The organism is Streptomyces sp. CLCI03 (assembly GCF_053615355.1).
In genome coordinates this window covers 5,942,770-5,963,808 of sequence record NZ_CM132132.1, presented here as the reverse complement: position 1 = coordinate 5,963,808, position 21,039 = coordinate 5,942,770, and the positions used below count along the sequence as shown (strand labels likewise).

At 73.2% G+C, this 21,039-nt stretch carries 14 protein-coding genes; 7 read left to right on the top strand and 7 right to left on the bottom strand.

Features of this window, described 5'->3' with window-relative positions:
• Positions 1-157: 157 nt before the first annotated feature.
• The 3 genes from ACWG52_RS27480 to ACWG52_RS27470 all read right to left on the bottom strand — a co-directional run bounded on the left by ACWG52_RS27480 (position 158) and on the right by ACWG52_RS27470 (position 7,254).
• On the bottom strand, positions 158-1,618 hold the full coding sequence (locus tag ACWG52_RS27480) for a glutamate synthase subunit beta (RefSeq protein WP_328790855.1): 1,461 nt from the start codon (positions 1,616-1,618) through the stop codon (positions 158-160).
• A complete protein-coding gene (gene gltB / locus ACWG52_RS27475; protein ID WP_389809098.1) occupies positions 1,611-6,149 on the bottom strand; it encodes a glutamate synthase large subunit in 4,539 nt (1,512 codons plus the stop codon). Before gltB ends, ACWG52_RS27480 begins: the two co-directional genes overlap by 8 nt.
• A 373-nt stretch (positions 6,150-6,522) precedes the next feature.
• A complete protein-coding gene (locus ACWG52_RS27470; RefSeq protein ID WP_390139668.1) occupies positions 6,523-7,254 on the bottom strand; it encodes a VIT1/CCC1 transporter family protein in 732 nt (243 codons plus the stop codon).
• 259 nt (positions 7,255-7,513) lie between these two features.
• Between ACWG52_RS27470 and ACWG52_RS27465 the strand changes: the two genes are divergently transcribed.
• From ACWG52_RS27465 to ACWG52_RS27435, 7 genes are all read left to right on the top strand, one after another.
• On the top strand, positions 7,514-8,500 hold the full coding sequence (locus ACWG52_RS27465; RefSeq protein WP_033222196.1) for an ADP-ribosylglycohydrolase family protein: 987 nt from the start codon (positions 7,514-7,516) through the stop codon (positions 8,498-8,500).
• Positions 8,501-8,835: 335 nt separating this feature from the next.
• The gene (locus tag ACWG52_RS27460; protein WP_453126220.1) at positions 8,836-10,266 is read left to right on the top strand and encodes an ADP-ribosylglycohydrolase family protein; all 1,431 of its coding nucleotides are present in this window, start codon (positions 8,836-8,838) and stop codon (positions 10,264-10,266) included.
• Positions 10,267-10,273: 7 nt separating this feature from the next.
• Positions 10,274-11,419, top strand: a complete 1,146-nt coding sequence (locus tag ACWG52_RS27455) for an ADP-ribosylglycohydrolase family protein (RefSeq protein ID WP_390168000.1) — start codon at positions 10,274-10,276, stop codon at positions 11,417-11,419.
• A gap of 443 nt (positions 11,420-11,862) precedes the next feature.
• A complete protein-coding gene (locus ACWG52_RS27450; protein WP_453129080.1) occupies positions 11,863-13,230 on the top strand; it encodes an ADP-ribosylglycohydrolase family protein in 1,368 nt (455 codons plus the stop codon).
• The gene (rbsK, locus tag ACWG52_RS27445) at positions 13,227-14,138 is read left to right on the top strand and encodes a ribokinase (protein WP_389808609.1); all 912 of its coding nucleotides are present in this window, start codon (positions 13,227-13,229) and stop codon (positions 14,136-14,138) included. The genes ACWG52_RS27450 and rbsK overlap by 4 nt, the downstream gene beginning before the upstream one ends.
• 203 nt (positions 14,139-14,341) lie before the next feature.
• Positions 14,342-15,517, top strand: coding sequence for a CaiB/BaiF CoA transferase family protein (locus ACWG52_RS27440; protein ID WP_389809092.1), 1,176 nt, complete (start codon positions 14,342-14,344; stop codon positions 15,515-15,517).
• Positions 15,514-16,329 carry an HpcH/HpaI aldolase/citrate lyase family protein gene (locus ACWG52_RS27435; protein ID WP_453126219.1) on the top strand — a complete coding sequence of 272 codons (816 nt, stop codon included), beginning with the start codon at positions 15,514-15,516 and terminating at the stop codon, positions 16,327-16,329. The genes ACWG52_RS27440 and ACWG52_RS27435 overlap by 4 nt, the downstream gene beginning before the upstream one ends.
• Positions 16,330-16,578: 249 nt before the next feature.
• Here the strand turns inward: ACWG52_RS27435 and lgt are convergent, their stop codons facing one another.
• From lgt to trpB, 4 genes are all read right to left on the bottom strand, one after another.
• Positions 16,579-17,586 (bottom strand): prolipoprotein diacylglyceryl transferase, encoded by a 1,008-nt coding sequence (gene lgt, locus ACWG52_RS27430; RefSeq protein ID WP_389809089.1) that lies wholly within the window; start codon positions 17,584-17,586, stop codon positions 16,579-16,581.
• Positions 17,587-17,674: 88 nt separating this feature from the next.
• The gene (locus ACWG52_RS27425; RefSeq protein ID WP_389808603.1) at positions 17,675-18,697 is read right to left on the bottom strand and encodes a DsbA family protein; all 1,023 of its coding nucleotides are present in this window, start codon (positions 18,695-18,697) and stop codon (positions 17,675-17,677) included.
• 108 nt (positions 18,698-18,805) lie between these two features.
• Positions 18,806-19,621, bottom strand: coding sequence for a tryptophan synthase subunit alpha (trpA, locus tag ACWG52_RS27420; protein ID WP_033222025.1), 816 nt, complete (start codon positions 19,619-19,621; stop codon positions 18,806-18,808).
• Positions 19,618-20,859 carry a tryptophan synthase subunit beta gene (gene trpB, locus ACWG52_RS27415; RefSeq protein WP_389808599.1) on the bottom strand — a complete coding sequence of 414 codons (1,242 nt, stop codon included), beginning with the start codon at positions 20,857-20,859 and terminating at the stop codon, positions 19,618-19,620. Before trpB ends, trpA begins: the two co-directional genes overlap by 4 nt.
• Positions 20,860-21,039: the final 180 nt, after the last annotated feature.

Below are 21,039 nucleotides of genomic sequence, written 5' to 3'. Positions count from 1 at the left end.
ACGATTCAACGGAACGCATTGATACGACTACCCAACGCCACAGCGCCCGCCACCCCTGGTCGGGGACGTGGCGGGCGCTGTGTCGGAGTTCCACACGTCATTGTGCGGACCGTATGAGGGGTCCCGCCCCTTCGCGGGGGCGGGGGTGCTGCGGTGGCTACACCGTCAGCGAGCGGTCCGTCGGCTTGACCGGGTACGGGAGGGCGCTGCTGCCGGTCAGGAAGCGGTCCACGCCGCGGGCGGCCGAGCGGCCTTCCGCGATGGCCCAGACGATGAGCGACTGGCCGCGGCCCGCGTCGCCGGCGACGAAGACGCCGTCGACGTTGGTCGCGTAGGAGGCGTCGCGGTCGATGTTGCCGCGGGCGTCCATCTCCAGGCCGAACTGCTGGGTGAGACCGTTCGCCTGGTCCGTGCCCGTGAAGCCCATCGCCAGGGTGACCAGCTGCGCGGGGAGGACGCGCTCGGTACCGGGCTTCTGGACGAGCTTGCCGTCCTCGAAGGCGACCTCGACCAGGTGGAGGGCCTGGACGTTGCCGTCCTCGTCGCCCTCGAAGTGGGTGGTGGAGACGGAGTAGACCCGCTCGCCGCCCTCCTCGTGGGCCGAGGTGACCTTGTAGAGCATCGGGAAGGTCGGCCACGGCTGATTGGCGTTGCGGTCCTCGCCCGGCTTGGGCATGATCTCCAGCTGCGTGACCGAGGCCGCGCCCTGGCGGTGGGCGGTGCCCACGCAGTCCGCGCCGGTGTCGCCGCCGCCGATGACGATCACGTGCTTGCCCTCGGCCGTGATGGGGGGCGCCATGAAGTCGCCCTCCTGGACCTTGTTGGCGAGCGGCAGGTACTCCATCGCGAAGTGGATGCCGTTCAGCTCGCGGCCCGGGACCGGCAGGTCGCGGGAGACGGTCGCGCCCGCCGCGATGACCACCGCGTCGAACCGCTTGCGCAGGTCGGTGGCGGTGATGTCGCGGCCGACCTCGATGCCGGTACGGAACTTGGTGCCCTCCGCGCGCATCTGCTCGATGCGGCGGTTGATGTGCACCTTCTCCATCTTGAACTCGGGGATGCCGTAGCGCAGCAGGCCGCCGATGCGGTCCGCGCGCTCGTACACGACCACGGTGTGGCCGGCCCGGGTCAGCTGCTGGGCGGCTGCGAGGCCCGCCGGGCCCGAGCCGATGACGGCGGCGGTCTTGCCGGACAGCCGCTCCGGCGCCTGCGGGGTGACGTCGCCGTTGTCCCACGCCTTGTCGATGATCGAGACTTCGACGTTCTTGATGGTGACGGCGGGCTGGTTGATGCCGAGCACGCACGCCGACTCGCACGGGGCCGGGCACAGACGGCCCGTGAACTCCGGGAAGTTGTTCGTCGCGTGCAGGCGCTCCGACGCGGCGGTCCAGTCCTCGCGGTACGAGAAGTCGTTCCACTCCGGGATCAGGTTCCCGAGCGGGCAGCCGTTGTGACAGAACGGGATGCCGCAGTCCATGCAGCGCCCGGCCTGCTTGCTGATGATCGGCAGCAGCGAGCCCGGGACGTAGACCTCGTTCCAGTCCTTGAGTCGATCGGCGACGGGACGGGTGCAGGCGGTCTCGCGCGGGGTGGTGAGGAAGCCCTTCGGGTCAGCCATGGGTCGCCGCCTCCATCATCTTCTCCGTGGTCTCGGATTCCGAGAGTCCGGCGAGCTCAGCGGCGTCCTTGGCGGCGAGCACTGCCTTGTACGTGGTGGGGATGATCTTGCTGAAGCGGTCCACCGCGACGGACCAGTCAGCCAGGAGCTTCGCGGCAACGGTCGAGCCGGTCTCCTCCTCGTGGCGGCGCACCACATCGTGCAGCCACTGCTTGTCGGTGTCGGACAGGGCCTCGACGGCGCCCGCGTTGCCGACGTTGACGTTGTGCGGGTCGAGGTCGATGACGTACGCGACGCCGCCCGACATACCGGCCGCGAAGTTGCGGCCCGTCTCGCCCAGGACGACCGCCCGGCCACCGGTCATGTACTCGCAGCCGTGGTCGCCCACGCCCTCCGAGACGACCAGCGCACCGGAGTTACGGACGCAGAAGCGCTCGCCGGTGCGGCCGCGCAGGAACATCTCGCCGCCGGTGGCTCCGTAGCCGATGGTGTTGCCGGCGATGGTGGAGTACTCGGCGAGGTGGTCGGCGCCGCGGTCCGGGCGGACCACGATGCGGCCACCGGAGAGGCCCTTGCCGACGTAGTCGTTGGCGTCGCCCTCCAGGCGGAGGGTGATGCCCTTCGGCACGAAGGCGCCGAAGGACTGGCCGGCGCTGCCGGTGAAGGTCAGGTCGATGGTGTTGTCGGGCAGGCCCGCGCCACCGAACTTCTTGGTGACGTGGTGGCCGAGCATGGTGCCGACGGTCCGGTTGATGTTGCGGATCGAGACCTGGGCGCGGACCGGCTGGGCCGCCTCGGCGCTCTCGGCGTTCAGCGCGTCGGCCGCGAGCTCGATCAGCTCGTTGTCGAGGGCCTTCTCCAGACCGTGGTCCTGCTCGATCAGGGCGTGGCGGACCGCGCCCTCGGGCAGTTCCGGCACGTAGAAGAGCGGCTCCAGGTCGAGACCCTGCGCCTTCCAGTGCGTGACGGCCGCGGTGGTGTCGAGGAGTTCGGCGTGGCCGACGGCCTCCTCGATCGTGCGGAAGCCCAGCTCGGCGAGGAGCTCGCGCACCTCCTCCGCGATGTACTCGAAGAAGTTGACGACGAACTCGGGCTTGCCGGAGAAGCGGTCGCGCAGGACCGGGTTCTGGGTGGCGATGCCGACCGGGCAGGTGTCCAGGTGGCAGACGCGCATCATGACGCAGCCGGAGACGACGAGCGGCGCGGTCGCGAAACCGAACTCCTCGGCGCCGAGCAGCGCGGCGATGACCACGTCGCGGCCGGTCTTGAGCTGGCCGTCGGTCTGGACGACGATCCGGTCGCGCAGCCCGTTGAGCAGCAGGGTCTGCTGGGTCTCGGCGAGGCCGAGCTCCCAGGGGCCGCCCGCGTGCTTGAGCGAGGTGAGCGGGGAGGCGCCCGTTCCGCCGTCGTGGCCGGAGATGAGGACGACGTCCGCGTGGGCCTTGGAGACTCCGGCCGCGACCGTGCCCACGCCGACCTCGGAGACCAGCTTCACGTGGATGCGGGCGACCGGGTTGGCGTTCTTGAGGTCGTGGATCAGCTGAGCCAGGTCCTCGATGGAGTAGATGTCGTGGTGCGGCGGCGGGGAGATCAGGCCGACACCCGGGGTGGAGTGCCGGGTCTTGGCGACCCACGGGTAGACCTTGTGGCCGGGCAGCTGGCCGCCCTCGCCGGGCTTGGCACCCTGCGCCATCTTGATCTGGATGTCGTCCGCGTTGACCAGGTACTCGCTCGTGACACCGAAGCGGCCGGAGGCGACCTGCTTGATGGAGGAGCGGCGCGCCGGGTCGTACAGGCGGTCCGGGTCCTCGCCGCCCTCACCGGTGTTGGACTTGGCGCCCAACTGGTTCATGGCGATGGCGAGGGTCTCGTGCGCCTCCTTGGAGATGGAGCCGTACGACATGGCGCCGGTGGAGAAGCGCTTGACGATGTCGGCGACCGACTCGACCTCGTCGATGGAGATGGCTTCGCGGTCCGACTTGAAGCCGAACAGGCCGCGGAGCGTCATCAGGCGCTCGGACTGCTCGTTCACCCGGGCCGTGTACTGCTTGAAGATGTCGTACCGGCGGTTGCGGGTGGCGTGCTGGAGGCGGAAGACCGTCTCCGGGTCGAACAGGTGCGGCTCGCCCTCGCGGCGCCACTGGTACTCGCCGCCGATCTCCAGCGCGCGGTGCGTGGCCGCGATGCCGGAGACGGGGTACGCCTTGGCGTGGCGCGCGGCCACCTCCTTGGCGATGACGTCCAGGCCGGCGCCGCCGATCTTGGTGGCGGTGCCGTTGAAGTAGGTCTCGACGAACTCGTCGTTCAGGCCGACGGCCTCGAAGACCTGGGCGCCGCGGTAGGAGGCGACAGTGGAGATGCCCATCTTGGACATGACCTTCAGGACGCCCTTGCCGAGCGCGTAGATCAGGTTCTTGATGGCCTGCTCCGGCTCCAGGCCGGACAGGAAGGTACCGGCGCGCAGCAGGTCCTCGACGGACTCCATGGCGAGGTACGGGTTGACCGCGGCCGCGCCGTAGCCGATGAGGAGGGCGACGTGGTGGACCTCACGGACGTCACCGGCCTCGACCAGCAGACCCACCTGGGTGCGCTGCTTGGTGGCGATGAGGTGGTGGTGCACGGCGGAGGTGAGCAGCAGCGACGGGATCGGCGCGTGCTCGGCGTCCGAGTGGCGGTCCGAGAGGACGATCAGGCGGGCGCCGTTGGCGATGGCCGCGTCTGCCTCGGCGCGGATCGCCTCGATGCGGGCGGCCAGGGCTTCGCCGCCGCCGGAGACCCGGTAGAGGCCGGAGAGCGTGGCGGCCTTCATGCCGGGCATGTCGCCGTCGGCGTTGATGTGGATGAGCTTGGCCAGCTCGTCGTTGTCGATCACCGGGAAGGGCAGGGTGACGCTGCGGCAGGTCGCGGCGTTCGACTCCAGCAGGTTGCCCGCGGGGCCGAGCGAGGACAGCAGCGAGGTGACGAGCTCCTCGCGGATGGCGTCCAGCGGCGGGTTGGTGACCTGCGCGAAGAGCTGGGTGAAGTAGTCGAAGAGCAGCCGGGGGCGCTCGGACAGGGCCGCGATCGGGGAGTCCGTACCCATGGAGCCGAGCGGCTCGCCGGCGGTACGGGCCATCGGCGCGAGGATGACGCGCAGTTCTTCCTCGGTGTAGCCGAAGGTCTGCTGGCGGCGGGTGACCGAGGCGTGGGTGTGCACGATGTGCTCACGCTCGGGCAGGTCCGACAGCTCGATCTCGCCGGTCTCCAGCCATTCCGCGTAGGGCGCGGCGGCGGCCAGCTCGTTCTTGATCTCGTCGTCCTCGATGATCCGCTTCTGGGCGGTGTCGACGAGGAACATCTTGCCGGGCTGCAGGCGGCCCTTGCGGACGACCTTGGCCGGGTCGATGTCGAGGACGCCGACCTCGGAGCCGAGGACGACGAGGCCGTCGTCGGTGACCCAGTAGCGGCCGGGGCGCAGGCCGTTGCGGTCGAGGACCGCGCCGACCTGGGTGCCGTCGGTGAAGGTGACGCAGGCGGGGCCGTCCCAGGGCTCCATCTGGGTGGAGTGGTACTTGTAGAACGCGCGGCGGGCCGGGTCCATGGAGGTGTGGTTCTCCCACGCCTCCGGGATCATCATCAGCACGCTGTGCGGGAGCGAGCGGCCGCCGAGGTGGAGCAGCTCCAGGACCTCGTCGAAGGAGGCCGAGTCGGAGGCGTCCGGGGTGCAGATCGGGAAGATCCGGTCCAGTGCGCCTTCGCCGAAGGCGGCGGTGGCCAGCTGGGACTCGCGGGCCTTCATCCAGTTGCGGTTGCCCTTGACCGTGTTGATCTCGCCGTTGTGCGCGACGAAGCGGTACGGGTGGGCGAGCGGCCACGACGGGAACGTGTTCGTGGAGAAGCGCGAGTGGACCAGGGCGACGGCCGAGGCGAAGCGGCGGTCGGAGAGGTCCGGGAAGAAGGGCTCCAGCTGGCCGGTGGTCAGCATGCCCTTGTAGACGATGGTGCGGGCGGAGAGCGACGGGAAGTAGACGCCGGCCTCGCGCTCGGCGCGCTTGCGCAGCACGAAGGCCTTGCGGTCCAGCTCGATGCCGCTCGTTCCGTTGGACACGAAGAGCTGCGAGAAGGCCGGCATGGTGGCGCGGGCGCCGTTGCCGAGCAGGTCCGGGGTGACCGGGACCTCGCGCCAGCCGAGGACCGTGAGGTTCTCCTCGGCGGCGATGGCCTCGATCCGCTCCACGGCGACGGCCTGTGCGGTGCCGTCGGCGGGGAGGAAGGCGATACCGACGGCGTAGCCGCCGGCCTCGGGGAGCTCGAAGCCGGCCACCTCGCGCAGGAACGCGTCGGGGACCTGGCTGAGGATTCCGGCGCCGTCGCCCGAGTCCGGCTCGGAGCCGGTCGCGCCGCGGTGCTCAAGGTTCCGCAATACGGTCAGGGCCTGCTCAACGAGTGTGTGGGTGGCCTCGCCGGTGAGGTTCGCCACGAATCCGACGCCACAGGCGTCCTTCTCGTTGCGCGGGTCGTACATGCCCTGCTGGGCGGGGCGACCGTCCATGGGCGACCAGGCGGTGGTGCTGGGGCCGGTCGCGGAGTGCGTGGATGCGGAACGCATCGGCTCTCCCGTCGTCGTCGTGGCATATGTGCATAGCCGAGGGACGACGTTGGCCCTCTGCGAAATTTCGTGCAGATTACATGATGACGACAATCCCGAGAAGCGGATACGTCATTCCAGCATGCGGACACTGCACGAGGCAGAAAGAGCGGACTTCCGCGGCGCGGTAAGGATGTTGCGCGAGGCGGACGTCCGGATGCAGGGCGGGCATCGTCGCCCGGAGCCCTGGTGTGATTCCCGGCGGACACGGAATCGAAACCGCCGGGTAACGGACTACTTATGTTGCGTACTGCATAGTGTCTCACTCCAGCCGCGGTCAGCCTATGGCTCCACCGATCCAGGTTCCCAGGATGTACGTCACACCGGCGGCCGCGCCACCCAGGGCCAGCTGGCGTACGCCGCTGTACCACCAGGACCGGGCGGTGACCCGGGAGACGATCGCGCCGCACGCGAAGAGTCCGGCCAGCGCGAGCAGCACCGCGGGCCACAGGGCCGTGGCACCGAGCAGGTACGGCAGTACGGGGAGCAGCGCGCCCAGCGCGAAGGACCCGAAGGACGAGATGGCGGCGACCAGCGGCGAGGGCAGGTCGTCGGGGTCGATCCCGAGCTCCTCGCGGGCGTGGATCTCCAGCGCCTGCTCGGGATCGCGCGACAGCTGCATGGCGACCTCGCGGGCGAGCGGCGGCTCAACCCCGCGGGAGACGTAGAGCTCGGCGAGCTCCTCCATCTCGTCGACCGGGTGCTTGCGCAGCTGCTGACGCTCCACGTCCAGTTCGGCGAGGACCAGTTCGCGCTGCGAGGCGACGGAGGTGTATTCGCCGGCCGCCATCGAGAAGGCACCGGCCGCGAGACCCGCCAGCCCGGTGATGACGACGGTCTGCGGGGCGACGGCGCCGCCGGCCACACCGGTCATCAGGGCGAGGTTGGAGACGAGCCCGTCCATGGCACCGAAGACGGCCGGCCGCAGCCATCCACCGTTGACGTCACGGTGGGTGTGGTTGTCACGGTGGGCGGTGTGCAGTGGTGCTTCGATGTCGATGATGGACATGCGTGGAACCTCCCCAAATATGCGAACGGGCGCCGAGACGCGCCCCGCTCCCCCTGAACACCTCGAAACTACGCACGATTTCTGCCGCCCGCCAGCAAGGAAGGCCGTACTTACCTGGGCTTTTGCGGGTCGGCGACCGGGTGACGGGGGTGTTCGCGGGGTGTTTCGCGGCAGGCGACAAACCACATGCCATGGCACAAATCCCCCAAGGGCTCATGATGAGCCCCATCGAATGTGGGAGAGGCGCGCCATGGAGCCGATGAAGCTGATTGCATGCAATCCGCAGGTCCTCCTCGAACGGGCCAGGGGCGCTCTTCTCGGACTCGCGGTGGGCGACGCGCTGGGCGCTCCCGCGGAGAACATGAAGCCGTCGGAGATCCGGGCGAAGTGGGGCCGCATCGAGGGGTTCGTGTCGGAGGACCCGGCGGGCACGGACGACACCGAGTACGCGATCTTCTCCGGGCTGCTGCTGGCCCGCCACGGCTCGGCGCTCACCGTCTCCCACGTGGAGCGGGCCTGGCACCATTGGATCGCCGACCTCGACGAAGGCCCGTTCCGGGGCGCCGGGTTCTCCGAGCGCGGCACGCTGGAGAACCTCCGCCGGGGCCTGGCCGCACCCATCTCGGCCCAGCACCGGCACGCCTGGTCGGACGGACTGGCCATGCGGGCCGCGCCGTTCGGCGTCTTCGCCGCGGGCCGACCCGCGGAAGCGGCCCGGCTCGTCGCCATCGACGGCTCGGTCAGCCACGACGGCGAGGGCATCTACGGCGGCCAGGCCGTCGCGGCGGGCGTCGCCGCGGCCATGGCCGGCGGCTCCCCCGCCTCCGTGGTCTCCGCCGCCCTGTCCGTCATCCCGTCCGACTCCTGGACGGCCCGCTCCCTGCGCCGGGCGGTCACCGCCGCCCCGCGCGGCGAACGGGCGGTGCGCTCGGCGGTGGTCATCGGCGGCTATCCGTGGACCGACCTGGCCCCCGAGGCGGTCGGCCTGGCCTTCGGCGCCTTCGCCGCCTGCCGGGGCGACTTCCCGTCCTCCGTCCTCACCGCCGTGAACATGGGCCGCGACGCCGACACCACGGCGGCCGTGGCGGGCGCCCTGGCCGGCGCGCTGTCGGGCGCCGCCGCGATCCCCGCCGACTGGTCCTCGGCCATCGGCCCGGTCCGCGGCAGCTGCCTCCCGTCGATGCGGGGCTACCACGTCCTGGACATCGCGGACCTCCTCACCCCGGAATGCGAGGCCGTCCGATGACCCCTCCCCCGGACGACCGCACACTGGCCCTGCCCCCGGCGAACGCGGCCCCGGGCACGGGCCCGAACCCGGCCCCGGCCACCCCGGCCGAACGGGGACCGGCGGGCGCGGCCCCGGCGGAACAGGGGCCCGCGGGCCTGCCACCGGCCGAGGCTGCACCGCGCGCGCTGTCGGCACTGTCGTCGGCTCCGGCGGAGCGGCGGTACGGGGGCCTGCCCCCGGGATCGGCGGCGCCTGCGCCGGATCAAGGGCACGCGGCCCCGGGCGGAGTCGCCCCGACCTGGACGCCGCCGCGCGCGGCACCGGCACGGTCCTCGGGTGTGGAGGGAGGCGAGGTGGGAAGCGCCCTCGCGCCCGCTCCCACGGCGGGATCCCGAATCGTGGTCCGCACCGGGCAGCACGCCCCGGGCACACCCGGGACCGGGACCGTGGCCGTGGCCGTGGCCGTGGCCGTGGCCGGAGCCGGCGCTCCCGGGGCGGACGCCGGGACCGTGGTCCGGGTCGGGCAGCATGACGCAGGCACCGCCGGTCCCGCCCTCGCGCGAGCCTTCGGCACGACCTCGGTCGAGACGGCCTCCGGGACCGGGATCAGGGTTCGGGCCCGGGAGCGTTCCGCCGAGCTCCCCGCAGGGGCCACGGCAGGGGGACCGGCCCGCCCCATCGAGGGGCTCCTCCTCGGGCTCGCCGCGGGCGACGCGGCCGGGTGGCCCGCCGCCCGCCACCGCGCCAGCCGGATGCCCGAGTGGACCCGCCGCCTGACCCGCGAGCTCGACACCTTCGCCGAGCAGAACGCCACCACCACCCTCCCCGTCCCCATCGCCCTCAACCAGCCCCCCGAACCGCTGCGCCTCGGCCCCTCCGACGACGCCGAATGGGCCGCCTTCGTCGCCGAGTCCGTGCTCACCGCCGCCGGCGTCCTGCTCAGCGACCTCAGCAGGTCGAGAAGGATGCGCGCGGCCATCGACCTCGCCTGGAACGCCCTCGCCTCCGAGGTCGCCGCGGCGGCGGAACGCGCCCCCGAGGTCGAGTCCGCCGTCCTCCCCCTGCGCGCCCGGATCTCCGTCCGCGCCGGCCTCGGCAATCTCGCCACCGGCCTGCGCCCGCCCGCCACCGGCCACGACAACCCGCACTACTTCGACGACGCCGCCTGCGTGCGCGCCTGCGTCCTCGCCGTCGTGCACCCCGGCGACGCCCGCGCGGCGGCCGACCTCGCCGAGTTCGACGCCCGCTACACCCAGGACGGCGACGGGGTGCACGGCGCCCGCGCCATGGCCGCCGCCGTCGCCACCGCGCTCACCACCGCCGACGTCGACGCCGCCGTGGACGCCGCCCTCGAACAGCTCCCCGAGGCCACCGAGATCGGCCGCAACGCCCGACACGCCGTCCGCCTCGCCCGTACCCACAAGGGCGGCGGCGCCTTCTCCATCGTCCCCACCCTCGAACACGAGATCGTCGACCACGTCTACAGCTACGGGATCGCCGCCGCCGAGACCGTCCCCGTGGCCCTCGCCCTCGCCACCGCCGCGCGCGGCCGGATGACCGAGGCCGTCCCGGCCGCCGCCTGCCTGTCCCGTGTCGCGGACTCCGCTCCCGCCCTGGCCGGCGCGCTGACCGGTGTCCTCGGCGGCGGCGACTCGATCCCCGCCGCCTGGCGCGAGGCCTGCCGCACCCTCTCCGGCTGCGCGCTCCCCCGCCTCGCCGGCACCGACCTCGTGGAACTCGCCGCGCTCCTCGCGGCCACGGAACTCACCTCACCCAAGGGATGATTCGGACATGACGCTCACGTTGGAGGACCGGGCCCGCGGCGCTCTCGTCGGAGCCGCCGTCGGCGACGCGCTCGGTGGCCCGGTCGAGGGCTGGACCCCGGACCAGATCGTGGAACGGCACGGCGGTCGCGTACACGGCATCGTCGGCCCCTGGCACGAGGACTGGCGGACGGCCCGCCCCATCGCCCCGTACCACAAGGGCGACGGGCACGTCACGGACGACACCCTGATGACGCACGCGCTGGTACGGGTCTACGAGGCGGTACGCGACCACCTCGACGCCTACGCCGTCGCCGAGCACCTGGTCCCGGACCTGATGACCAACCCCCGCTGGATCCCCGAACTGGAGGCCGAGGCCCTCCCGCTCCAGCGGATCTTCCTCGCCGAGAAATGGATCGTGACCCGGCTGCACTACGCGCACGTCGACCCCCGCGAGGCCGGCAGCGGCAACATCGTCAACTGCGGCGCGGCGATGTACATGGCGCCGGTGGGCATCGCCAACGCGGGCAATCCGGCGGGCGCGTACGCGGAGGCGCTGGACGTCGCCGGCGCGCACCAGTCCTCGTACGGGCGGGAGGCGGCCGGCGTGTTCGCGGCGGCGGTGGCGGCCGCGTGCGTACCGGCGGCGACGGCCGCCTCGGTGGTGGACACGGCCCTGTCCCTGGCCAAGGACGGCACCCGCGACGCGATCGCCGCCGTCCGCGAAGTGGCTTTGTGCCACCGGGACTTCGAGTCGGCGCTGGCCCCGCTACGGGCGGCGGTCGCCCCGTACGACTCGGTCGGCCCCGACTACCGCGCCCCTTCCCTCGACGCCCGCCGCCCGTCCCGCCTGCACGCCATCGAGGAGCTCCCGATCGCGCTGGGCATGCTGCTCGTCGCGGACGGACGGTACGAGACGGCCGTGCTCGGGGCGGTCAACTACGGCCGGGACTGCGACTCCATCGCCACCATGGCGGGGGCGATCGCCGGGGCCCTGGGCGGCGAGGCCGTGGTGCCGGCCGCCTGGGCCAAGCAGGTCGCCGAGGCCAGCCGCCTCGACCTGCACGCCCCGGCCGAGGCGCTGGCCACGGTGGCCCGGGAGATCTTCGCGCTCGACCGGTCCCGCCGCCGGTCCCACGAGTCGGCCTTCACCGCGATCGCGGCCGACCGGTGACCGGCTGCGCCGGGCCCGCCCCGGCCGCTCCCGCGCGCCCGCCGGAGCCCGGCCCGGCGCCCGAGCTCGTGCGGCTGACCTGGGCCCAGCCCGAGGACCTCGTCGGGCACGAGCTGCGCCAGGCCACGGAGGACGGCCGGGACCCGGCCGCCGCCCTCCGCGCCTGGCTCGCGGCGGGCGGCCGGCCCGCCCCCGACCGCGCCGGGTCCTCCCCCACCCCGGCCCCACCGGAACTGCGCGCCCTGGCCGCCCGCCTCCTCGACGACCTGGCCCGGCTCCCGCCGCCCTCCCTCGTCGACGAACCCCGATCCTGGCCGGACATCACGGCGGCCTGCGGAACCGGCCCGGTGCCGGGAACCGACGGCCGGCCCGTCGTCCTGCCCGTCCCTGCGGCACACCCGGGCGAAGCCACGGCGACCCGATCGCCCGGCACGACGAGGCCCGTGCCGGCGACGGCCGACCCCGCCTCCCGGCCCCAAGGGCCGGGACCGGGCAACACCCCCGGGCACACCGGCTCGCCGAACCCGCTGGAAGCCCCGGACCCACGGGGCACCGCCCAGGCCACGAGCACCGGACCGCTCCCGGGACGCATCCCACCCCGCGCGGCAGGAGCGCCGCCCACCGCCCCGGAACCCCACCCCCGGACCGACCCGGAGACCGCAGCCCACACCGGGCCGGAGGCCGCACCGCACACCGGGCCCCACGCACCCCCGCGAATCGGGCCCGAGGCCGCCCCACGAACCGGGCCGGAGGCCGCCCTGCGGACCCGGCTGGAAGCCGCATGGCTGGGGCGGGCCGTGGGGTGCCTGCTCGGGAAGCCCGTCGAGAAGCTGCCCCTGGAGGGGATCCGGGCGCTGGCCCGCAGCGCCGGCAACTGGCCGCTGAACAACTGGTTCAGCGAAAGCGGCGTCCCGCCGGAGCTGCTCGCCGCCCACCCCTGGAACCGCCGCTCAGCCCCGACCTCCCTCGCCGAGAACATCGACGGCATGCCCGAGGACGACGACCTCAACTACCCCCTCCTCGGGCTGCTCCTGCTCCAGCGGCACGGCAAGGGCTTCACCACCGCCGACGTGGCCCGCCTCTGGCTCGACGAGCTGCCGGCCGGGCGGACCTTCACCGCCGAGCGCGTCGCCTACCGCAATCTCCTCCTCGGTCTGGAGCCCCCCGCCACCGCCACCCACCACAACCCCTTCCGCGAGTGGATCGGCGCCCTCATCCGCGCCGACGTCCACGGCTGGACCAACCCGGGCGACCCGGCCGCCGCCGCGGCCCAGGCCTACCGGGACGCCACCTTGACCCACACCGGCAACGGCGTCTACGCCGCCCTCTTCGTCGCGGCGGCCACCGCCACCGCCGCCACCGGCCGGTCGGACGTCCACACCGCGCTGCGGACCGGGCTGGCCTTCGTACCGCCCCGCTCACGCCTTGCCGAGGCCGTCCGGTTCGGGATCCGGGCGGCCGGCCAGGAGAGCGACTTCGACCTCGTCGTCGACCGGCTGCACGCGCGCTACGGGCACTACCACTGGGTCCACGCCGTCCCCAACACCGCACTGATCGCCGCCGCCCTCACCCATGCCGACGGGGACTTCACCCGCTCCGTCTGCCGCGCCGTGTCCGGCGGCTGGGACACCGATTCCAACGGTGCCACCGCCGGCGCCCTCGCCGGACTGCTCACCGGATCCCCGGGCGCGCTCCCGCACCGCTGGACCGCACCCCTGAAGAACCGCCTCGCCACCACCGTCCCCGGCTTCGACGGCATCGGCTTCGACACCCTCGCCCACCTCACCGCACAGGAGGCAGCACGCTCATGACGGCCATCGCCGTGCTCGGCAGTACGAACATGGACCTCGTCGCCTACGTCCCCAAGGCCCCCCGCCTCGGGGAGACCGTCACCGGCCGGGCCTTCCGCACGGTCCCCGGCGGCAAGGGCGCCAACCAGGCCGTCGCCGCCGCCCGCGCCGGCGGGGAGGTGGTGATGATCGGCGCGGTCGGGGCCGACGAGTTCGGCGTGCGGCTGCGCTCCGCGCTCACCGCGGCCCGGGTCGACACGGCGGGCCTGCGCACCGTCGAGGGCGCCAGCGGCACCGCCCACATCACCGTCGACGACGAGGGCGGCAACAGCATCATCGTCATCCCCGGCGCGAACGCCGCCGTCACCGGTCTGGAGGCGGGGGACGAGGCCCGCATCGCCGCCGCCGGTTCCCTCCTCCTGCAGCTCGAACTGCCCCTCTCCGCCGTACTGGCCGGGGCCCGCACCGCCCGCGCGCACGGCGTCCGTACGGTGCTCACCCCGGCCCCCGCCCAACCGCTGCCCGCCGAACTGCTCGCCGCGACCGACCTCCTCGTCCCGAACGAGCACGAGGCGGCCGCCCTCACCGGGCTCACCGACCCCCTCCAGGCCGCCGAGGCCCTGCTGGCCGAGGTGCCCGAGGTGGTGATCACCCTCGGCGCGGCCGGGGCGCTGTACGCCGCCCGCGGCACGGAACCCCTGACCGTGCCCGCGCCCCGGGTGCGGGCCATGGACACGACCGCCGCCGGGGACACCTTCGTCGGGGCCCTCGCGGTGGCCCTGGGCGAAGGCCTGCCGATGCCCGCCGCCCTGCACCGGGCCTCCGCGGCGGCCGCGCTCTCCGTGCAGCGACCCGGCGCCCAGGACTCGATGCCGACGCGCGCCGAGACCGACGCCTTCGCCGCGGCGCGGCCCGGAACCGCCTCGTGACCCCCGACGGGCGTCGGCCCCCGAGCTGCTCCGGCGGGGCCGGGAGTGTGTCGGGGCGATCCCCGCAGGGCGCCGAACGCACCACCGCCGCACTTCCCGGCCCCGGGCACCGTTCGGCGCCCGAGGAGACGCCCCGGCGCGCGCCCGGCCCCACCGAAGCCACCGCCCCCGACCCCGCCGAAGCCCGGCCAGGGCAAGGGCCGCTGGCAGGGCTCCGGGTGCTCGACCTGGCCACCCTGTTCGCCGGGCCACTGACCGCCACGCTGCTCGGCGACTTCGGAGCCGAGGTCGTCAAGGTCGAGCACCCCGACCGTCCCGACCCCTCGCGCGGCCACGGCCCCGCCAAGGACGGCATCGGCCTGTGGTGGAAGCTCCTCGGCCGGAACAAGCGGACGATGACCCTCGACCTGTCCACCCCGGGCGGCCGGGACACCCTGCTGCGGCTCGCCGCCACCGCCGACGTGATCGTCGAGAACTTCCGCCCCGGCACCCTGGAGAAGTGGGGGCTGGGCTGGCCCGAGCTGTCCACGGCCAACCCGCGCCTGATCCTGGCCCGCGTCACGGCCTTCGGCCAGCACGGCCCGTACGCCCACCGCCCCGGCTTCGGCACGCTCGCCGAGGCGATGAGCGGTTTCGCCGCGATCACCGGGGAGCCGGACGGGCCACCGACCCTGCCGCCGTTCGGGCTGGCCGACTCGATCGCCGCGCTGACCTGCGCGTACGCCGTGATGACCGCCCTCGCCGGGCGGGACCGCACCGGGCACGGCCAGGTGGTGGACCTGGCGATCGTCGAGCCGATCCTCACCGTGCTCGGCCCGCACCCGCTCTGGTACGACCAGCTCGGCTACGTCCAGCCCCGCACCGGCAACCGCTCCACGAACAACGCCCCCCGCAACACCTACCGCAGTGCCGACGGGCGCTGGCTGGCGGTCTCGGCCTCCGCGCAGTCCATCGCCGAGCGGGTCGTACGGCTGGTCGGCCGGCCCGAGCTGATCGCCGAGCCCTGGTTCGCGACCGGCGCCGGCCGGGCCCGGCACGCGAGCGTACTGGACGAGGCCGTCGGCGGCTGGATCGCCCGGCACAAGGCCGAAGAGGTGGTCGCGGCGTTCGAGGACGCCGAGGCGGCCGTGGCCCAGGTCTACGACGTACGGGACGTGATGGCCGACCCGCAGTTCGCGGCCCTCGACACGGTCACCGAGGTCGAGGACCCCGAGCTGGGACCGCTCCGTATGCAGAACGTCCTCTTCCGGCTCTCCGAGACCCCGGGCGGGATCCGCTGGGCGGGCCGCCCGCACGGCGCGGACACCGAGGAGGTCCTGACCGAGCTCGGGCTGACCGGAGCCGAGATCACCGCACTGCGGACCGAGGGAGCCCTGTGATCCTGACCTGGCTGTACGCGCCCGGCGACCGTCCGGAGGTGGTCGCCAAGGCCCTCGCCTGCGGGGCGGACGCCGTCATCGTCGACCTGGAGGACGCGGTACCGGCCTCGCGGAAGGAGTACGCCCGCGCGGCGACCGCCGAACTGCTCACCGAGCGGCCCCCACTGCCCGTCCACGTCCGCGTCAACGCCCTGGGCTCCCCCTGGGGCGGCGCCGACCTCACCGCCCTCGGGGGGCTGCACGGGCTCGCGGGGCTGCGGCTGCCCAAGATCAGCGCCCCGGCGCAGATCTCGGCCGTCGCCGACCGCACCGGCGGGGTGAGCCTGCACGCCCTGCTCGAATCGGCGGTGGGGGTGGAGCGCGCCTACGAGATCGCCCGCGCGCACCCCGCCCTGCGCGGGCTCTCCCTCGGTGAGGCGGACCTGCGGGCCGATCTGGCCGTCAGCGCGGAGACGGGCCTCGACTGGTGCCGCTCGCGGGTGGTGGTCGCGGCCCGGGCCGCGGGTCTGACGCCCCCGGCGCAGTCGGTGTTCCCCGACATCCGGGACCTGGAGTCGCTGGCCGTCTCGTGCGCCCGGGGCCGTTCCCTGGGGTTCCTCGGCCGGGCGGCGATCCACCCGCGCCAGCTCCCGGTGATCGAGCGGGCCTACCTCCCGCAGCCCGAGGAGGTCGACGCCGCCGTGGAGGTGCTGAGCGCGGCCCGGGCCACCCCGGGCGCGCTGGCCCTGCCCGACGGCCGGTTCGTGGACCCGGCGGTCGTGGCGGCGGCGCACCGCACCCTCGCGCTCGCCGCGCGCGAGGCCGCCCGCTGACCGGGCCGTCCGCCGCCTCGGACCCCGCCGGGGGGCTCCGCCCCGGGCCCGCGCCGTGACCGGTCGCGACACCGCCTGCGGGCTCCGCCCGAAACCTGCCCGACGACCCTACGGGTCCGCGCGCGGCGCCGTGTCCCAGGGCTCCGCCCGGGACCCCGCGCCTCGAACGCCGGCGGGGCTGGAGTGGCGGCGGGGAACGTGAAGGGGGTGCCGCGCTGTGCGCGGCACCCCCTTCACGGACCGGTCAGGTCAGCGCTTGCCCGCTTCCGGGGCCCCGGCCTCGGCCTCGGCCTCGGCGGGCGCGTCCTTCTTCGTGAGGACCGGCGTCTTGGCCTCGGCCGGCTCGGGCTTCGCCGCGTCGGCGGCGTCCGAGGGCTTGGCCTCGGCGGTGGTGTCGGCGTCGGCCGGAGCCGCGTCGGCACCGTCCTTGCCGGCGGAGCCCTCGCGGTCCGGTTCGACGACCGTCTCGCGGCCCGGCCGCAGCTTCGCCGACAGCACCAGGTAGACGACCGCCAGGACGAAGACGACGATCGAGGTCCAGACGTTCAGCCGGACGCCCAGGATGTGGTGCGCCTCGTCGACGCGCATGTACTCGATCCAGCCGCGGCCGACGCAGTACGCGGCGACGTACAGGGCGAAGGCCCGTCCGTGGCCGAGCTTGAAGCGGCGGTCGGCCCAGATGACCAGCAGCGCCACGCCGACGCACCACAGCGACTCGTACAGGAAGGTCGGGTGGTAGGTCCCGGCGTCCCGGTTGGGGCCCGCCGTGATCTGCACCGCCCACGGCAGGTCGGTGGCCCGGCCGTACAGCTCCTGGTTGAACCAGTTGCCCCAGCGGCCGCAGGCCTGGGCGAGCGCGATGCCGGGTGCCAGGGCGTCCGCCCAGGCCGGCAGCGGGATCCCGCGCAGGCGACAGCCGATCCAGGCACCCACCGCGCCGAGCGCGATGGCGCCCCAGATGCCGAGTCCGCCCTCCCAGATCTTGAAGGCGTCGACCCAGTTGCGGCCCTCGCCGAAGTAGAGCTGGTAGTCGGTGATCACGTGGTACAGGCGACCACCGACCAGGCCGAAGGGCACGGCCCACACGGCGATGTCCGCGACCGTGCCCGGCTTTCCGCCGCGCGCGATCCATCGCCTGTTGCCGAGCCAGACGGCGACGAAGACGCCGATGATGATGCAGAACGCGTAGCCGCGGAGCGGGATCGGTCCGAGATGGATCACGCCGGTCGACGGACTGGGGATGTAAGCAAGGTCCATGGCAGACATGACGCTACCTTGCCGGGCGGTGCGTACCGCAACCCGCCCGGCAGGACGAAACCAAATCCAGACATGGAACGGGCTTCGGTCAGTCCTCCGAGGATCCGTTGGAGGAGGAGGTGGCGGAGCCGCCGGAGGCCCCGCCGGTGGACCGGTTCGAGGACCCGCCGGACGATCCGGACGATCCGCCGGACCCGCCCGTCCCGGTGCGCGAGGCCGACGGCGAGGCCTTCGCCCCGGCCTTGGTCCCGGATCCGGGGGTCGAGCTCGTCGACGGTGAGGCCTTCCCGCCCTCGGCTCCGGCATCCGCGCCGCCCGAGACCTTGGCCGCGGCTTCCACCTGCTCCTTCAGCTTCTGCGGGGTCACCTGGTTCGCCTGGTCGGAGAGGATGTCCTTGCCGTTCAGCAGCACGGTGGGGGTGCCGCGGAACTGTCCGGCGGTGAAGGCGCCGTCCGACTTGGCCACCCAGCTGTTGTGCGTGCCGTCCTCGACGCACGAGCGGAACTCGGGGGTGTCCAGCCCGTCGACCTTGCCCGCCAGCTCCAGCAGCTTCGCGTTCTTGCCGAAGGCGTCGTCGATCTCCTGCGGCTGGTTCTGGAAGAGGAGGTCGTGGTACGCGGTGAACTTGCCGGCGTCCTGCGCGCAGGCGGCCGCGTTGGCCGCCTTCAGCGAGCCGCTGCCGCCCATCCTCCGGTCGATGAGGGTGACCAGGTGGTAGTCGACCTTGAGCAGCCCCTTGGCCTCCAGGTCGTGGATGACGTCGCGGTAGTTGTCCTCGAAGAACTTGCAGGAGGGGCAGCGGAAGTCCTCCCACACGGTGAGGGTGGACTTCGCCTCCGGCTGACCCGATCGGATGGCGAGGGCGTCCTTGCCGGTGGCCCCGGAGGGGGCGACCACCGGGCCCGCCTTGGCGGAGCCGCTCTTGCCGGTGTTGGCCGCGATCACGCCCACGACGGTCGCCAGGCCGAGGACGCCGACGACCGCCGACGCCACGATCAGGGTCCGTCGGCGCTTGTCCCGGGTCTTCTGCCGCTCGCGCTCCACGAGGAGTCGTTCCCGGGCCGATCGTTTCGTCGCATCGCGGTTCGCACCGTCGTTCTTCTCGCTCACGTTCCGCCAAACGAAGCAGGGAGGCACTCGCGTGCCTCCCTGCCCACACTTCCACCCGATCGGGCTACAGAACCCGATCAGACATCCGTGCCCGTGCTCGAACGCGCGTCAGCTCCGGCGTACGCCTTCGGCGAGTTCGCCCGCGAGCGCGCGCACCGCGTCCAGTCCGGCCGGCAGGTCCGGCGCGTCCAGGAGCAGCTTCACGAACGCCGAGCCGACGATGACGCCGTCGGCGAAGCCCGCGACCTCCTTGGCCTGGACGGCGTTGGAGACGCCGAGGCCGACGCAGACCGGCAGGTCGCCGGCGGCGCGGGTGCGGCGCACCAGATCGGCGGCCTGGTCGCCGACGGACTCGCGGGTGCCGGTGACTCCCATCAGGGAGGCTGCGTAGACGAAACCGGAGCCGGCCGCCGTGATGGTGGCCAGGCGCGCGTCCTTGCTGCTGGGAGCCACGACGAAGACGGTCGCCAGACCGTGCTTGTCCGCGTGCTCGCGCCACAGCGCGGACTCCTGCACCGGCAGGTCGGGCAGGATGCAGCCGGCGCCGCCGGCCGCCGCCAGCTCGGCCGTGAACCGCTCGACGCCGTAGCGGTCGATGGGGTTCCAGTAGGTCATCACCAGGACCGGGGCCCCGGTGGCCTCGTGCGCCTCGCGGACCGTGCGGATCACGTCGGCGATCTTGACGCCACCGCGCAGGGCGATGTCGTCGGCGGTCTGGATGATCGCGCCGTCCAGCACCGGGTCGCTGTGCGGGAGGCCGATCTCGACGACGTCCGCGCCGCCCTCGATGACGGCCTTGACCGCCTCGATGGCACCGTCGACCGTCGGGAAGCCCGCCGGCAGGTAGGCGACGAGGGCCGCGCGGTCCTCGGACTTCGCCTTGGCGAGGGTGTCGCTCAGCAGCTGGAGGTTGCCGGTGCTCACTTGTTCTCCCCCTCGCCGTCGTACAGCCCGAAGTAGCGGGCCGCCGTGTCCATGTCCTTGTCGCCGCGACCGGACAGGTTGACGACCAGCAGGCCGTCCTTGCCCAGCTCCTTGCCCAGGTCGAGGGCGCCCGCGAGGGCGTGCGCCGACTCGATCGCCGGGATGATCCCCTCGGTGCGCGAGAGCAGCCGCAGGGCCTGCATCGCCGCGTCGTCGGTGACCGCGCGGTACTCGCCGCGGCCGGAGTCCTTGAGGTAGGAGTGCTCCGGGCCGATGCCGGGGTAGTCCAGGCCGGCCGAGATGGAGTACGGCTCGGTGATCTGGCCCTCCTCGTCCTGGAGGACGTAGGAGCGGGAGCCGTGCAGGATGCCCGGCTCGCCGGCGGTCAGCGTGGCCGCGTGCTCGCCGGTCTCGACGCCGTGCCCGGCGGGCTCGAAGCCGACCAGGCGGACGTCGGTGTCCGGGATGAAGGCGTGGAAGAGGCCGATGGCGTTGGAGCCGCCGCCGACGCAGGCCGCGACGGCGTCGGGCAGCCGGCCGGCACGCTCCAGGATCTGACGGCGGGCCTCGACGCCGATGACCCGGTGGAAGTCGCGGACCATGGCGGGGAAGGGGTGCGGCCCGGCGACCGTACCGAAGAGGTAGTGGGTCCGGTCCACATTGGCGACCCAGTCGCGGAACGCCTCGTTGATGGCGTCCTTGAGCGTCCGGGAGCCGGACTTCACCGCGATGACCTCGGCGCCCAGCATGCGCATGCGGGCCACGTTGAGGGCCTGGCGCTCGGTGTCGATCTCGCCCATGTAGATGACGCATTCGAGGCCGAAGAGCGCGCAGGCGGTGGCGGTGGCCACGCCGTGCTGGCCGGCGCCGGTCTCGGCGATGACGCGGGTCTTGCCCATGCGCTTGGTGAGCAGCGCCTGACCCAGCACGTTGTTGATCTTGTGCGAGCCGGTGTGGTTCAGGTCCTCGCGCTTGAGGAAGACCCGGGCGCCACCGGCGTGCTCGGCGAAGCGGGGCACCTCGGTGAGGGCGCTCGGCCGGCCGGTGTAGTTGACCATGAGGTCGTTCAGCTCGGCCGCGAAGGCCGGGTCGCCCTTGGCCTTCTCGTACTCGACGGCGACCTCGTCCACGGCGGCGACGAGCGCCTCCGGGATGAACTTGCCGCCGAAGTCGCCGAAGTAGCCCTCGGCGTTGGGAACGTGACCCTCCGGGTCCGGGATGAAGAACTCGCTGGACATGTCCAGTGCTCCTACGGGTGCGAGATGCGGCGGGGTGGATTCACCGTATTGCGCCGCCCGCCCGTCCCGCGCACACCCCGCTGGGGAATGTCGTGCGGACGATGCGGAGCGGCCCGCGTCCGGAGCCGGCGGCTCGGGACGTCAGGCCGTACGAGAACTGCGTGCGGGACGGTACGTCTC

What these genes read in the sequence shown, in the direction of transcription:
- ACWG52_RS27480 (WP_328790855.1), bottom strand. Translation starts at nt 1,618, where the DNA reads ATGGCTGACCCGAAGGGCTTCCTCACCACCCCGCGCGAGACCGCCTGC.
- gltB (WP_389809098.1), bottom strand. Translation starts at nt 6,149, where the DNA reads ATGGACGGTCGCCCCGCCCAGCAGGGCATGTACGACCCGCGCAACGAG.
- ACWG52_RS27470 (WP_390139668.1), bottom strand. Translation starts at nt 7,254, where the DNA reads ATGTCCATCATCGACATCGAAGCACCACTGCACACCGCCCACCGTGAC.
- ACWG52_RS27465 (WP_033222196.1), top strand. Translation starts at nt 7,514, where the DNA reads ATGAAGCTGATTGCATGCAATCCGCAGGTCCTCCTCGAACGGGCCAGG.
- ACWG52_RS27455 (WP_390168000.1), top strand. Translation starts at nt 10,274, where the DNA reads ATGACGCTCACGTTGGAGGACCGGGCCCGCGGCGCTCTCGTCGGAGCC.
- rbsK (WP_389808609.1), top strand. Translation starts at nt 13,227, where the DNA reads ATGACGGCCATCGCCGTGCTCGGCAGTACGAACATGGACCTCGTCGCC.
- lgt (WP_389809089.1), bottom strand. Translation starts at nt 17,586, where the DNA reads ATGGACCTTGCTTACATCCCCAGTCCGTCGACCGGCGTGATCCATCTC.
- trpB (WP_389808599.1), bottom strand. Translation starts at nt 20,859, where the DNA reads ATGTCCAGCGAGTTCTTCATCCCGGACCCGGAGGGTCACGTTCCCAAC.